Origin of the sequence: Pseudomonas sp. BN102 (assembly GCF_029871245.1) — a bacterium.
Taxonomy (GTDB): domain Bacteria; phylum Pseudomonadota; class Gammaproteobacteria; order Pseudomonadales; family Pseudomonadaceae; genus Metapseudomonas.
In genome coordinates this window covers 237005-249960 of sequence record NZ_SSON01000080.1, presented here as the reverse complement: position 1 = coordinate 249960, position 12956 = coordinate 237005, and the positions used below count along the sequence as shown (strand labels likewise).

General features: G+C 66.1%; 12 protein-coding genes. 8 read left to right on the top strand and 4 right to left on the bottom strand.

Annotated elements, in window-relative coordinates; genetic code table 11:
• Positions 1 to 22 precede the first annotated feature (22 nt).
• The gene (locus E8F12_RS28785) at positions 23 to 538 is read right to left on the bottom strand and encodes a DUF4142 domain-containing protein (RefSeq protein ID WP_280328625.1); all 516 of its coding nucleotides are present in this window, start codon (positions 536 to 538) and stop codon (positions 23 to 25) included.
• A gap of 96 nt (positions 539 to 634) precedes the next feature.
• Positions 635 to 991 carry a DUF3509 domain-containing protein gene (locus tag E8F12_RS28780; RefSeq protein WP_280328624.1) on the bottom strand — a complete coding sequence of 119 codons (357 nt, stop codon included), beginning with the start codon at positions 989 to 991 and terminating at the stop codon, positions 635 to 637.
• 505 nt (positions 992 to 1496) lie between these two features.
• Here E8F12_RS28780 and E8F12_RS28775 point away from each other — a divergent pair.
• The 4 genes from E8F12_RS28775 (at position 1497) to E8F12_RS28760 (ending at position 3049) form a co-directional block, all read left to right on the top strand.
• Positions 1497 to 1715, top strand: a complete 219-nt coding sequence (locus tag E8F12_RS28775) for a hypothetical protein (protein ID WP_280328623.1) — start codon at positions 1497 to 1499, stop codon at positions 1713 to 1715.
• Positions 1715 to 2011 carry a hypothetical protein gene (locus E8F12_RS28770; RefSeq protein WP_280328622.1) on the top strand — a complete coding sequence of 99 codons (297 nt, stop codon included), beginning with the start codon at positions 1715 to 1717 and terminating at the stop codon, positions 2009 to 2011. Before E8F12_RS28775 ends, E8F12_RS28770 begins: the two co-directional genes overlap by 1 nt.
• Positions 2012 to 2093: 82 nt before the next feature.
• A complete protein-coding gene (locus E8F12_RS28765; protein WP_280328621.1) occupies positions 2094 to 2522 on the top strand; it encodes a phosphotransferase system, HPr-related protein in 429 nt (142 codons plus the stop codon).
• 284 nt (positions 2523 to 2806) lie between these two features.
• Positions 2807 to 3049 carry a metallothionein gene (locus E8F12_RS28760; protein ID WP_280328620.1) on the top strand — a complete coding sequence of 81 codons (243 nt, stop codon included), beginning with the start codon at positions 2807 to 2809 and terminating at the stop codon, positions 3047 to 3049.
• 167 nt (positions 3050 to 3216) lie between these two features.
• On the opposite strand, the gene E8F12_RS28755 is transcribed toward E8F12_RS28760, so the two are convergent.
• Positions 3217 to 3594, bottom strand: a complete 378-nt coding sequence (locus tag E8F12_RS28755) for a Rho termination factor N-terminal domain-containing protein (protein ID WP_280328619.1) — start codon at positions 3592 to 3594, stop codon at positions 3217 to 3219.
• A gap of 181 nt (positions 3595 to 3775) precedes the next feature.
• Between E8F12_RS28755 and E8F12_RS28750 the strand changes: the two genes are divergently transcribed.
• From E8F12_RS28750 to glgB, 4 genes are all read left to right on the top strand, one after another.
• Positions 3776 to 4312: an MgtC/SapB family protein gene (locus tag E8F12_RS28750; protein ID WP_280328618.1), complete on the top strand. Its 537-nt coding sequence runs from the start codon at positions 3776 to 3778 to the stop codon at positions 4310 to 4312.
• Between the two features lie 160 nt (positions 4313 to 4472).
• A complete protein-coding gene (locus tag E8F12_RS28745; RefSeq protein ID WP_280328617.1) occupies positions 4473 to 6458 on the top strand; it encodes an alpha-1,4-glucan--maltose-1-phosphate maltosyltransferase in 1986 nt (661 codons plus the stop codon).
• Between the two features lie 13 nt (positions 6459 to 6471).
• A complete protein-coding gene (treS, locus tag E8F12_RS28740; protein WP_280328616.1) occupies positions 6472 to 9777 on the top strand; it encodes a maltose alpha-D-glucosyltransferase in 3306 nt (1101 codons plus the stop codon).
• On the top strand, positions 9774 to 11945 hold the full coding sequence (gene glgB, locus E8F12_RS28735; RefSeq protein ID WP_280328615.1) for a 1,4-alpha-glucan branching protein GlgB: 2172 nt from the start codon (positions 9774 to 9776) through the stop codon (positions 11943 to 11945). Before treS ends, glgB begins: the two co-directional genes overlap by 4 nt.
• A gap of 211 nt (positions 11946 to 12156) precedes the next feature.
• On the opposite strand, the gene E8F12_RS28730 is transcribed toward glgB, so the two are convergent.
• Positions 12157 to 12669: a DUF4142 domain-containing protein gene (locus tag E8F12_RS28730; RefSeq protein WP_280328614.1), complete on the bottom strand. Its 513-nt coding sequence runs from the start codon at positions 12667 to 12669 to the stop codon at positions 12157 to 12159.
• Positions 12670 to 12956 lie beyond the last annotated feature (287 nt).

Below are 12956 nucleotides of genomic sequence, written 5' to 3'. Positions count from 1 at the left end.
CGCCACTGACGCAAAGGACTCGCTATCGGGTGGCGCCCACGTCGACCGCCAGGTCCTCGGCCAGGCGCAGGTGTTGTTCCAGCTGCGGCAGAGTCTGGATGGCGAAGGCGCGGATATCCTCATCCTCCGAGTTGGCCGCCTGGTGGAACAGCGCCACGCTGGCCTTGTGGGCCACCACCTGGTTGTTCGCATAGGCCTGGTCGAAGGACCTCTCACCGCGCATCTCGAGGATTTTCTGCTTGGCCCGCGCCATCAGTGTGGAAGTCTCCGGCACCTTGATCCTGCGCTTCTGCGCCAGAGCGGCGAGCTGCCGGTTGGCCGCCGCGTGCTCGGTGACCATCATCTGGGCGAACTCCTTGACCTTGAGCGACGTGCCCTTCTGCAGCGCCAGCTTGCCGGCCTGGACCTCGGCGATGCCATTTGCCGTGGCCTTGGTCACGAACTCCTGCACGCTTATTTCATCGGCGGCCTGCGCGGTCACGGCCATGGGAAGCGATCCGAGCAGGGTGAACATCAGGATTCCAATGCTGCGAAACATATGGCGTCCTCCAGTTCTGATCCCCTCAGACGGTAGAAGAGGCGGGAAACGGGAAGTTCCATGCGGCCGGAGTCCGGCACGTCCCGGCCAGCCGGCTCAGGCTCGGCCGCGGGCCTGCAGACGCGCTCCGGCCATCACCACCTTGCGCTCCCGGCGAGGCTGGTTGGGGATGAAGCTGGGCAGCTCGGAACCATGCTTGAATTGCAACGCCTGGTCTTCCCGCAGCGGGCCCGCTTCCAGGATGAGGTCGCGCCTGATCCTTTCCACCAGGGTGAGCAGGACCGCGCCGTTGCACAGCTCCTCGCGGCCGATCGCCCGGCGCACCAGGCGCTTGCCCTGCTGGTCGCGCAATTCCAGTACCAGCGCGCCGTCCGGGCGCTGCTGGAACCGTACCTTGAAGTCGAAGAAGGCTTCGGCGAGATACTTCGCTGCAATGGATTGAATGACTTGCACTGTCCGATCTCCTTTCCGTTCACTTCCGACGGTCCTGGCTATCCGTGCGTCCTTGTCGAGACGATTGGCCAGGCTGGGTTTCCTTGTTCCCCGGAAGGTGCGGCGCTCCCTATTCGATGTCGCTCCGCTGGTTGTTTTTCAAGGCGCACGAATTCACGAGCCGGGCGCAGCGGCCCGCTCTGGAACAAGGTTGTGGGGGAACTCGAGAATTTCGCCGTGCCCGCTCTCACGGTGCAAAAAAAACCATAGCCAGAATCAGCGGAAATGCGAGAAATTCGTCAAATGAGTGGTGCCAAAACAATGGCATGGCATCCGTTCGTCGGCACCCACTCCAATGCGATGGCAGATCGATACTGCGCGAACGCCTCTGCATCGGGCATTGCCTGTTGGCACTTGGCAACGGCTCGACGGAAGGCTGTTTGCCAGCATTTACGACTGGACTTTCCCTGCTAGGTTTTCAAGTCCGGCTGCTCGATTGGTGAGAGGACTGATAATGAATAATTTGATGCTTCGCCAGGTTGAGGACACCCTGAACAGAATGAGCGTCACCTTCCAGTTCGAATGCCTGTGGGAGGACGATGACAGTTGCTCCATCATCCTCAGCAACCAGTACCTCGCCATCCCCCGAACGACAGTGGTCGGCATCCGCCAGCAAGACCTGCTGGACGAAACCAGCACCCAGCGGCTGGCCCTCGAATTGATGGACAAATTGCTGGACGACTGATGGGACGCTCCAGCCTCAAGCGGCGCAGGGCGCGAGCCCTGGTTCTGCGCCAACCGCCCCGCCAGGATTCGCGCAGCATCCAGCGCCTCGGCATCTGCATGCTCTTCGGCGTGTTGCTGCTGGGCATCTATGGCCAGTACGCCGGGCGTGGCCCCGGGGACAGTCGGCCGGTGCTGCGCCAGCAGGCGCCGGTATTCCACTTCGAGACCCGGGTCGTCCGTGCCCCGGCCAGGGACACGGACGACACCCAGGCCGCCCGGGAAGCGTTCGACAACCGCGGACGCCTGCATTTCTAACGCCGGGCCGCCCGGCAAAAAGTCTGAATCATTCGTCATGGCTTCCAGTCGATTGAGGTAGGTACTCAGCTGGAGAAGCCAGATGATCCGCGACAACCCCACGCCGCGAGCACCAGACGACGCCGAGGACCGCTCGGTGCGCGAGCTGGACTTCAGTGAAGAGCGCGACGAGCGCCAGGGCCGCATTGGCGATCAGCGGCCGGCCGGCGAGGTCGAGAAAGAGTTCCCGCCGGAGCGCGTGGCCGAGTGCGGCATGACCGGCGGCGAAACCCTCACCGACAGCGAACACGAAGACAACGTCACCCTCGACGACCTCAGCCCCGACACCCTCTACGACCTGACCGGCACCAGTGCGCCCGGAATGCCGGCCGATGCCGACCTGCGCCGCGTCGACGAGTCCGAGATCGGCGGCGGTATCGGCCTCGATGAAGCCGAGCTGGGGCGCTCCGCCCCGCTGGACGGCAAGCTCTGGACCGACAAGGTTTCGCCCGCGGGCGACGAAGAGGAATGAGCATGCGCGATCGCGCGGGGAGGCTCCATGAACAGTCCCAGGATCGGCTGGACTCCAGCCAACCGTTTCGGCGTGAAAGTCAGGGTATCCCTGTCCCGTAAGCGCTCACGGCGCCATACCAGGGCGCGTCGGGGAGACCTGGTCGGCAGGGAGGGGTGATCCATGGTTTCGCTCCTTTCCCAGCGTAGGCACCGTTACCCAAGCGCTCCGCAAAGGTTGCCGGGCAGCCGCTTCATCCGCACGCCCAACACGGCCATGGGCTTTTTCCTGCAGAGGATTCGGCCATGAATGACAACCGCTGCGCCTGCCCCAACTGCACCTGTGTGGTAGGCGCCGACGCCGTGATGCGCAATGGAAAGGCCTACTGTTGCGAGGCCTGCGCCGACCGCCACCCGGAAGGCTGCAAGCAATGCCGCGATGCCGAGTGCCGCTGCGGCGATCCCACCGTCCGCGACAAGCCGAAGGAGTCCCAGGTGGACAACGCGCTGGAAGAGACCTTCCCGGCGAGCGATCCGATTTCGCCTTGACCTCCCGGCCCGCGCCAGCCCCCGGGCTTGACGCGGGCAACGGCGTTGACCAGGTAGGGTGCGCATGGCGCACCCTACGGTGGGGCACGTGCAGGCCTCTTCACACCGCCAGACTCGAGGCAAAAAAATCCGCCGCAACACCAACCGCGGCGGATGGGGGAGAGAGGTCAGCCCGCCTTGCGCAAGGCCTCGATCAGCTCTTGCTTACGCATCTTCGAACGCCCGGCGATATTGCGTTTGCGTGCGCGGTCCATCAGCTCGGTCTTGCTCATCGAATCCAGGGTGCTCCCTGGACGGGGGACGCCACGACGGGTCGCCACGGCGCGGCGGGCCGAGGATTTGCGGGCGGCCTTCTTGGTTTCCGGGCTGGTGCGCCGGCCGGAGCCGCCGGCTTTCTCGCCGCCGCCGGATTGCTTGTTCACCGTGGCCCAGGCGCGGGCCTCGGCTTCGCGTTCGGGAACGCCCTTGGCCTCGTAGCTCTCCTCTATGTGCTCGGCCTTGCGCTTCTGCTTGTCGGTGTACTTCGCCTTGCTTCCACGTGGCATGGCGTGGTCCTCCTGATTCGTCGCGCTGCCGGACTGCCGCGCGGCCCTTGTTTCGGAAGAAGGCCGGGACCGCGCGATGGTTCAGCCCGCCTGATGAACGGGCCTGCCGCCCCTCGGATTGGCCGAACCTCTGCGGCTGGCCTGGCCTCAGAAGTTCATGGGCCCTGTCTCGGAAAGGCCGATGGACTTCAGCGAACGCATCCTGGTAACCCTGCTGAGCGAGTTCTCCGACCTCGGCGAGGTGGAGTACCTGACCCGCGCCATCCTGCGCCTGGGGCTGGCCATACTGCTAGGCGGGCTGCTGGGTTACGAGCGGGAAGTGATGGGCAAGGCCGCGGGTGTCCGCACCCATATGCTGGTGTGCCTGGGCGCCGCGCTCTTCGTCATGGCCCTGGAGCAGGAGGGGGCGGGACACGACGCCATCAGCCGGGTGATCCAGGGCATTGCCGCCGGCATCGGCTTTCTCTGCGCCGGCACCATCCTCAAGGGCCATAGCACCTCGGACGTGAAGGGCCTGACCACCGCCGCCGGGCTCTGGTCCGCCACTGCCATTGGCGTGGCCGTGGGCCTGGGCCGCGAAGCCACCGCCGTCCTCGGCACCCTGATGGCGCTGCTGGTGCTCCACGTGATCCCCCTGCTGGTGGACCCCAGGCCGAACGGCAAGCGGGACGACGAACCGACCAGCAAGCCGAACGGCAAACAGGACGGCGACTCTTAGGCAGCCATCGGCCACCGGTCCAAATCCCTGTGAACTTTTCCCGCCGATCCGCTTTCGGAACTCAAGAGGCCAGCGTTGCCGGGATGCAGCATCCGCCGGCCCGCCGCGCCTGACGGATTCACGAACGAAACGTCTGCCAGGCGTAAAGGAGCCAGGAGCGATGCTTTCGATCCAACAGACCGAAACCGGCGCCATCCTTGCGGCCCAGCAACCGCGCCTTGCCATCGAGGGAGTGGAACCGGTCGTGGAAGGGGGGCGCTTCGCCGCCAAGTGCCTGAGCCATCAGCCACTGGACATCGGCGCGGTGATCTTCACCGACGGCCATGATCAACTGGCCGCCGACTTGCTCTGGCGCAAGGCCGGCGAGGCCGACTGGCAACGCGTGCCCATGCAGGCGCTCGGCAACGACCTCTGGACGGCGCGCCTGGTGCCGGACGCCGTGGGCCGCGCCGAGTTCGCCATCGAAGCCTGGGTGGACCTCTATGCCAGCTACCGATATGAGCTGTTGAAGAAGTTCGGCGCGGGCGTGCCGGTGCAGCTGGAGCTCAAGGAGGGCGCGCAGCTGATCCGGCGCATTGCCGCCGAGGCGCCGGTGGAACTGGGCGCCGAGTTGGCGCAGCTGATGGACCGCCTGGATACCCGGCAGACCGTGGAAGAGCAGGTGGCGCTGCTGATCGAGCCGGAGGTGGGTGAGCTGATGCGCCGCGCCGAGCACCGCCCGCATCTACTGCGCAGCGAAAGCTACCCGCTCGATGTGGAGCGTCGCCTGGCTCAGTTCGGCAGCTGGTACGAGCTGTTCCCGCGCTCGGAGAGCGGCGATCCACAACGCCATGGCACCTTCGCCGATGTCCAGCGGCGCCTGCCGGAAATCGCCGCCATGGGCTTCGACGTGCTTTATTTTCCGCCGATCCATCCCATCGGCAAGACCCACCGCAAGGGCCCCAACAACAGCCTGGTGGCCGGGCCGGACGATCCCGGCAGCCCCTACGCCATCGGCGGCGGGGAGGGTGGCCACGACGCGCTGCACCCGCAGCTGGGCAGCTTCGAGGATTTCCGCGAGCTGGTGAACGCCGCACGGGCGCATAACCTGGAAGTCGCGCTGGATTTCGCCATCCAGTGCTCGCCCGACCACCCCTGGCTGCACCAGCATCCCGACTGGTTCAACTGGCGGCCGGACGGCAGCATCCGCCATGCGGAGAACCCACCGAAAAAGTATGAGGACATCGTCAATGTCGACTTCTATGCCGAGGCCGCTATCCCCGGTCTCTGGCTGGCCCTGCGTGACGTGGTGCTGGTCTGGGTGGAGCTGGGTGTCACCCTGTTTCGCGTGGACAACCCCCATACCAAGCCCATGCCGTTCTGGGAGTGGCTGATCGCCGACGTGCGTGGGCGCCACCCGCAGGTGATCTTCCTCTCCGAAGCCTTCACCCGGCCGGCAATGATGGCGCGCCTGGGCAAGCTCGGCTTCAGCCAGAGCTACACCTACTTCACCTGGCGCAATACCAAGGACGAGCTGCAGAGCTACCTCACTGAGCTCAACCAGCTGCCCTGGCGCCATTGCTACCGGCCGAACTTCTTCGTCAACACGCCGGACATCAACCCGTATTTCCTCCAGGGGTCGGGACGCCCCGGTTTCCTCATCCGCGCCGCCCTGGCCACCATGGGCTCCGGCCTCTGGGGCATGTACTCGGGTTTCGAGCTCTGCGAGGCCGCACCCGTGCCGGGCAAGGAGGAGTACCTGGATTCCGAGAAGTACCAGCTGCGCCCCCGTGACTACCAGGCGCCGGGCAACATCTGTGCGGAGATCTCCCGCCTCAACCAGATCCGCCGCGACAATCCGGCGCTGCAGACCCACCTTGGGTTCCAGGCCTACAACGTGTGGAACGACAGGATCCTCTACTTCGGCAAGCGCACCGAGGACCTGGCTAATTTCATTCTGGTCGCCATCAGCCTCGACCCGGAGCATGCCCAGGAAGCCCACTTCGAGCTGCCGCTCTGGGAGTTCGGCCTGGCCGACGATGCCGACCTCGAGGGCGAGGACCTGATGAACGGCAACCGCTGGGTCTGGCACGGCAAGGTGCAGTGGATGCGTATCGATCCCTGGCATCTGCCGTTCGGCATCTGGCGCATCCGCGCGGTGCGCTGAAAGGAGCATGACCATGGCCAAGCGCAATGGCGGCAGCGCCTTCCTCAACGACCCGCAGTGGTACAAGGACGCGGTGATCTACCAGGTTCACGTAAAGTCCTTCTTCGATGCCAACGACGACGGCATCGGCGACTTCCCCGGCCTGATCGACAAGCTCGATTACATCGCCGACCTGGGGGTCAATACCCTCTGGCTCCTGCCGTTCTACCCCTCACCGCGACGCGACGATGGTTACGACATCGCCATGTACCGTGGCGTGCATCCGGATTACGGCAACCTCGCCGACGCCCGCCGTTTCATCGCCGAGGCCCACCGCCGTGGCCTGCGGGTGATCACCGAGCTGGTGATCAACCACACCTCCGACCAGCACCCCTGGTTCCAGCGCGCGCGCCATGCGAAGACGGCGTCGAAGGCGCGGGACTATTACGTCTGGTCCGACAGCGACGAGAAGTACGCCGGCACCCGGATCATCTTCATCGACAGCGAGAAGTCCAACTGGAGCTGGGACCCGGTGGCCGGCCAGTACTTCTGGCACCGGTTCTATTCCCACCAGCCGGACCTCAACTTCGACAATCCCAAGGTGCTCAAGGCGGTGCTCGGGGTGATGCGCTTCTGGCTCGACATGGGGGTGGACGGCCTGCGGCTGGACGCCATTCCCTATCTGATCGAACGTGATGGCACCAGCAGCGAGAACCTGCCGGAGACCCATGCCGTGCTCAAGCGCATCCGTGCCGAGCTGGATGCCCGTTATCCGGACCGCATGCTGCTGGCCGAGGCCAACCAATGGCCCGAGGACACCCATCCTTACTTCGGCGACGACGACGAATGCCACATGGCCTTCCACTTCCCGCTGATGCCGCGCATGTACATGGCCATCGCCCAGGAAGACCGCTTTCCCATCACCGATATCCTGCGCCAGACCCCGGAAATCCCCCCCAATTGCCAGTGGGCGATCTTCCTGCGCAACCACGATGAGCTGACCCTGGAGATGGTCACCGACGACGAGCGCGACTACCTGTGGAACTACTACGCGGCCGACCGCCGCGCGCGCATCAACCTCGGCATCCGCCGGCGCCTGGCACCGCTGGTGGCGCGTGACCGGCGCCGGGTCGAGCTGCTCAACAGCCTGCTGCTGTCCATGCCCGGCACCCCGACCCTCTACTACGGCGACGAAATCGGCATGGGCGACAACATCTACCTGGGCGACCGCGACGGCGTGCGCACGCCCATGCAGTGGTCGGTGGACCGCAACGGCGGCTTCTCCCGCGCCGACCCGGCCAGTCTGGTGCTGCCGCCGATCATGGACCCGCTCTACGGTTTCCAGACCATCAATGTCGAAGCCCAGGCCCACGACCCCCATTCGTTGCTCAACTGGATGCGCCGCATGCTCAGCGTGCGCAAGCAGCAGAAGGCCTTCGGCCGCGGCAGCCTGAAGATGCTGGCGCCGAGCAACCGGCGGATCCTCGCCTACCTGCGCGAATACCAGGACGGCGACGGCCGCGAGGAGAGCATCCTCTGCGTCGCCAACCTGTCCAGCGCGGCCCAGGCGGTGGAACTGGAGTTGGCCGACTACGATGGCCGGGTGCCGGTGGAAATGCTCGGCGGCGCATCCTTTCCGCCCATCGGCCAATTGACCTACCTGCTGACGCTGCCGCCCTACGGCTTCTACTGGTTCTACCTGGCCGATGCCTCGCAGATGCCCAGCTGGCACCTGAAGCCGGTGGAGCGCATGCCCGAACTGCAGACCCTGGTGCTCTCGCGGGAACTCGGCGAGCTGATGGCAGGCAAGGCGCGGCAGGCCCTGGAGTTCGAATCCCTGCCGCTGTACCTGCCCAAGCGCCGCTGGTTCCCTGGCGAGCGGCTGCCCGCCGGCAGCGTCCACCTGCTCTATGCCATGCCATTGGGGGCGGGCGTCGATGCGCCGTTGATGGCCGGGCTGGAAGTGCACGGCGCCCACGGTAGCGAGTTCTACCAGTTGCCGCTGGCGGCGGTGCCAGAGCGTGCCAGCGGCAGCGACTTGCCGCAGCAACTGGCCCTGGCGCGGCTGCGCCGGGGGCGCAGGGTGGAACTGCTGACCGATGCCTTCAGCCTGCCGCGCTTCAGCCAGGAAGTCCTGAACCACCTGCGCGCCGGTTCGGTGCTGCGTGGTGACGGCGGCGAACTGCAGTTCCTCCCCGAACCGGCCCTCGCGGACTATCCATTGGCAGCCGATGCCGAGTTCAAACTGCTCTCGGCGGAGCAGTCCAACAGTTCCGCGCTGATCGGCCACAGGCTGCTGTTGAAACTGCTGCGCCGTGGCTTCCCGGGTGTCCACCCGGAGGTGGAGATGGGGCGTTTCCTCACTCACCACGGCTACAGCCATGTGGCGCCATTCCTCGGCGAAGTGCTGCGGGTGGACGCGGCCGGCCAACCCCATACCCTGATGGTCCTGCAGCGTTACCTCGACAACCAGGGCGACGCCTGGACCTGGACCCTGAACAACCTCGACCACGCCATTCGCGATGAACTGGCCGGCGGCTCGGCGGTCAGCGATTTCGACGCCCAGGCCGAGCTGAAACTGTTCGCCGGCATGCTCGGCAAGCGCATCGGCGAGATGCACGCGGTGCTGGCGCGCCCGGTGGACAGCCCGGACTTTGGCTATCGCCCGAGCGGCGAGCAGGACAGTGCCGCCTGGGCCACCGCCATCAGCGCCCAGTTGCGCCAGGCCCTGGAGGCCCTGACCAAGTCCCTGGAGCGGCTTGCCCCGGACGATGCGACATCGGTCGAGTGGCTGTTGGCCGAGGAGGAGGGCTTGCTGCGGGTCATCGGCCGGCTGGCAACCCTGGCGGCCGGCGGCATCCGCATCCGCGTGCATGGCGACCTGCACCTTGGCCAGGTGCTGGTGGTGCAGGGCGATGCCTACATCATCGACTTCGAGGGCGAGCCCAGCCGGCCCCTGAACGAGCGCCGCCAGCGCCACAGCCCGATGAAGGACGTCGCCGGCATGCTGCGTTCCTTCGACTACGCGGCGGCGGTAGCGCGGCGCAACGCCTGTGGCGCGGACGGCTCGCCGGAATCGCAGAGCGCCTGCCGCCAGGTGGTTGCCCGCTACCGCGCCGATGCTCGCAGCGCCTTCCTCGACGCCTACCGCCTGGCGGCCAACGGCCTGCCCCACGAATGGCATGGCCGCGAAGGCGAAGGCGCCGCCCTGGCGCTGTTCAGCCTGGAAAAGGCGGCCTATGAAGTCCTCTATGAAAGCCGCCATCGCCCGGACTGGGTCGATGTACCCCTGAACGGGTTGCTGGAGCTGGCCCGTCACCTGCTGGGACACCGCACATGACCGACGAAAGACTGGAACGCCTGCGCCGTGCGGAGGAGGGCGACCCCTTCGCCTACCTGGGGCCGCAGCGGCAGGGCGAGGACACTCTGGTGCGGGTCTGGCTGCCCGGCGCCGAAGCGGTGGAGCTGCTGGCCGCCGACAGCGGCGAATCTCTGGGTGCGATGGCGCGCACCGATGCCGAGGGGCTCTTCGAGCTGCAGCTGGCCGAGTGCCCGGCCTACCGCCTGCGCATCCGGTGGCCGGGCGGCCAGCAGGAGACCGAGGATCCTTACGCCTTCGGCACCCTGCTCGGCGACCTGGACCTCTACCTCTTCGCCGAAGGCAATCACCGCGACCTGGGCCGCTCCTTCGGCGCACAGCTGATGGAACATGACGGTATTCCCGGCGTGCGCTTCGCGGTCTGGGCGCCGAACGCCCGACGGGTGTCGGTAGTGGGCGAATTCAATGGCTGGGACGGCCGCCGCCATCCCATGCGCCTGCGCTACCCGTCCGGCGTGTGGGAACTGTTCATCCCGCGACTGGGCGCCGGCGAGCTGTATAAGTACGAAATCCTCGGCGCAGACGGCCTGCTGCCGCTGAAGGCCGACCCGGTCGCCCTGGCCGGGGAGATGCCGCCGGCCACCAGTTCGCGGGTGGTGGAGCCCCTGGCCTTCGACTGGCAGGACTACGACTGGATGGCCAAGCGCACCAAGCACCAGGCCCACGACCAGCCGCTGGCGATCTACGAGCTGCATCCCGGCTCCTGGCAACGGGTCGATGAGCGTCCGCCGAGCTGGGCGGAGCTGGCGGAACGGCTGATCCCCTATATCCGTGACCTCGGCTTCAGCCATATCGAACTGATGCCGATCATGGAGTACCCCTTCGGCGGTTCCTGGGGCTATCAGCCGTTGTCGCTGTTCGCCCCCACCGCACGCCATGGCACCCCGGCGGACTTCGCCGCCTTCGTCGACGCCTGTCACTGTGCGGGCATCGGCGTGATCCTGGACTGGGTGCCGGCGCACTTTCCCACCGACGAACACGGCCTGGGACGTTTCGACGGCACCGCGCTCTACGAGTACGCGCACCCCTTCGAGGGCTTCCACCAGGATTGGGACACCTTCATCTACAACCTTGGCCGCACCGAGGTGCACGGCTTCATGCTGGCTTCGGCGCTGCACTGGCTGCGGGTCTACCACGTGGACGGGCTGCGCGTGGATGCGGTGGCCTCGATGCTCTACCGCGACTACTCGCGCAAGGACGACGAATGGATACCCAACCGCCATGGCGGGCGGGAGAATCTGGAGGCCATCGAATTCCTCCGCCACCTCAATGAAGTGGTGCACGCCGAAGCGTCCGGAGCCCTGGTGATAGCCGAGGAATCCACCGCCTGGCCGGGGGTCAGCCACCCCACGGGCGAGGGCGGGCTGGGCTTCGCCTACAAGTGGAACATGGGCTGGATGCACGACAGCCTGGGCTATATCCAGAAGGAACCCATCCACCGCAAGCACCATCACCACCAGCTGACCTTCGGCCTGCTCTATGCCTTTTCCGAGCATTTCATCCTGCCGATCTCCCATGACGAGGTGGTGCACGGCAAGGGCTCGCTGCTGGGCAAGATGCCTGGCGACCGTTGGCAGCAGTTCGCCAACCTGCGCCTGTACCTGGCCTTCATGTGGACCCACCCGGGCAAGAAGCTGCTGTTCATGGGCTGCGAGTTCGGCCAGTGGCGCGAATGGGACCACGACCAGCAGCTGGACTGGTATTTGCTGCGCTACCCGGAACACGCCGCCGTGCAGGCCCTGGTGCGCGAGCTGAACTGCCTCTATCGCGGCGAACCCGCCCTGCACCGGCGCGACGACCGCGCGGAGGGCTTCCAGTGGCTGATCGGCGACGACCAGCACAACAGCGTATTCGCCTGGTTGCGTCATGCCGAGGGTGCAGCGCCGTTGCTGGTGGTCCACAACTTCACCCCCGAGCCGCGGCCCGGCTACCGCATTGGCGTGCCCCGCGCGGGGTTTTGGGAGGTCCTGCTGAACACGGACGATGAACGTTTCACCGGCTCCAAGGCCGGCTCGAGAGGCACCCTGGCCAGCGAAGTCATCGCCGCCCACGGTGAAAGCCAGTCGCTCAGCCTCGACCTGCCGCCCCTGGGCACGCTCATCCTGCGTCCGGAAGGCACATTCCCGTAGGTTGCTTTACCTATGGGGGCGAATTCATTCGCCAAGGGCGGCGAAGCTGCCCCCGTGGAGCCCACTAGAGAACGCCAGGCTTGGGAGCAGGGCCGTTGGGCTTCGCGAAGCTCAGCCCAACCTACCGGGAGCAGGCCGGCACCGGTCCATCAGGGGCGTGCTTTACTTGTGGGGGCGAATGAATTCGCCCCCACAATTGTCCGTGCTGCCGCTAATGCGACGGATGCGCCCTTTCCAGCTCCCTGGCCATCTCCAGGTGACGCTGGAGCACCGGCAGAGTGTTGCGGGCGAAGTCCTGGACATCCGGGTCGCCAGTCTCGACGGCCTGGTTGAAGAAGGCCACGGCCTCCTCGTTGGTCTTCACCTGGTTGTGGGCATAGGCTGCATCGAAGGAGTCCTGGCGCAACTCCAGCAGCTGGTTCTTCGATGCCTTGACCGGGGCGGCCTGGTCATAGACCTGGAGATTCTTGTCGCGGGCCAGGGCCTTGAGGTCCGAGGCGGCCTTGGTGTGGTCGTCGATGACCTGCTGGGCAAAGGCCTGCACATCGTCCGACTCGCTGTTCTGCAGAGCCAGCTTGGCGGCTTCGACCTTCGCCGCGCTGGCGGCCGAGACCTGGGCGACGAAGGCTTGCGGGGTAGGGGGTTGGTCCTGCGCCGCGGTAGCGGTGCCGAGGCACAGCAGGGCGCAGAGGCCGAGGGCGAGGGATAGGCCGTGGCGCTTCATGGTGGTACTTCCTGTGGAGGTTCCTCCTGTTTGTGATCGGCGGCGGGGAACGCGGTTCCGGGTTTCGGGCGAACGGTCCTCCGGGCCAGGAGTAGCGCGCCGAATGATGGGGCTAGTCGCCCTCCCGCGCGCCACGTCATCACGCATGGGTGGTCTCCTTGACGGTGGCGGCTGCTCACGGGTTCTGAACGGGACGTATCCCGGGGAGTTCAGGGTTCCTGATAAGCGGTGCGCGGGCGACGGACAAAAATCTGAACTCATGCAGAAAGCTGCGGACTCAATTTCAA

Excerpts from the sequence above, each read along its gene's own strand:
- E8F12_RS28785 (WP_280328625.1), bottom strand. The coding sequence starts at position 538 with ATGTTTCGCAGCATTGGAATCCTGATGTTCACCCTGCTCGGATCGCTT.
- E8F12_RS28775 (WP_280328623.1), top strand. The coding sequence starts at position 1,497 with ATGCTTCGCCAGGTTGAGGACACCCTGAACAGAATGAGCGTCACCTTC.
- E8F12_RS28770 (WP_280328622.1), top strand. The coding sequence starts at position 1,715 with ATGGGACGCTCCAGCCTCAAGCGGCGCAGGGCGCGAGCCCTGGTTCTG.
- E8F12_RS28765 (WP_280328621.1), top strand. The coding sequence starts at position 2,094 with ATGATCCGCGACAACCCCACGCCGCGAGCACCAGACGACGCCGAGGAC.
- E8F12_RS28760 (WP_280328620.1), top strand. The coding sequence starts at position 2,807 with ATGAATGACAACCGCTGCGCCTGCCCCAACTGCACCTGTGTGGTAGGC.
- E8F12_RS28755 (WP_280328619.1), bottom strand. The coding sequence starts at position 3,594 with ATGCCACGTGGAAGCAAGGCGAAGTACACCGACAAGCAGAAGCGCAAG.
- E8F12_RS28750 (WP_280328618.1), top strand. The coding sequence starts at position 3,776 with ATGGACTTCAGCGAACGCATCCTGGTAACCCTGCTGAGCGAGTTCTCC.
- E8F12_RS28745 (WP_280328617.1), top strand. The coding sequence starts at position 4,473 with ATGCTTTCGATCCAACAGACCGAAACCGGCGCCATCCTTGCGGCCCAG.
- treS (WP_280328616.1), top strand. The coding sequence starts at position 6,472 with ATGGCCAAGCGCAATGGCGGCAGCGCCTTCCTCAACGACCCGCAGTGG.
- glgB (WP_280328615.1), top strand. The coding sequence starts at position 9,774 with ATGACCGACGAAAGACTGGAACGCCTGCGCCGTGCGGAGGAGGGCGAC.
- E8F12_RS28730 (WP_280328614.1), bottom strand. The coding sequence starts at position 12,669 with ATGAAGCGCCACGGCCTATCCCTCGCCCTCGGCCTCTGCGCCCTGCTG.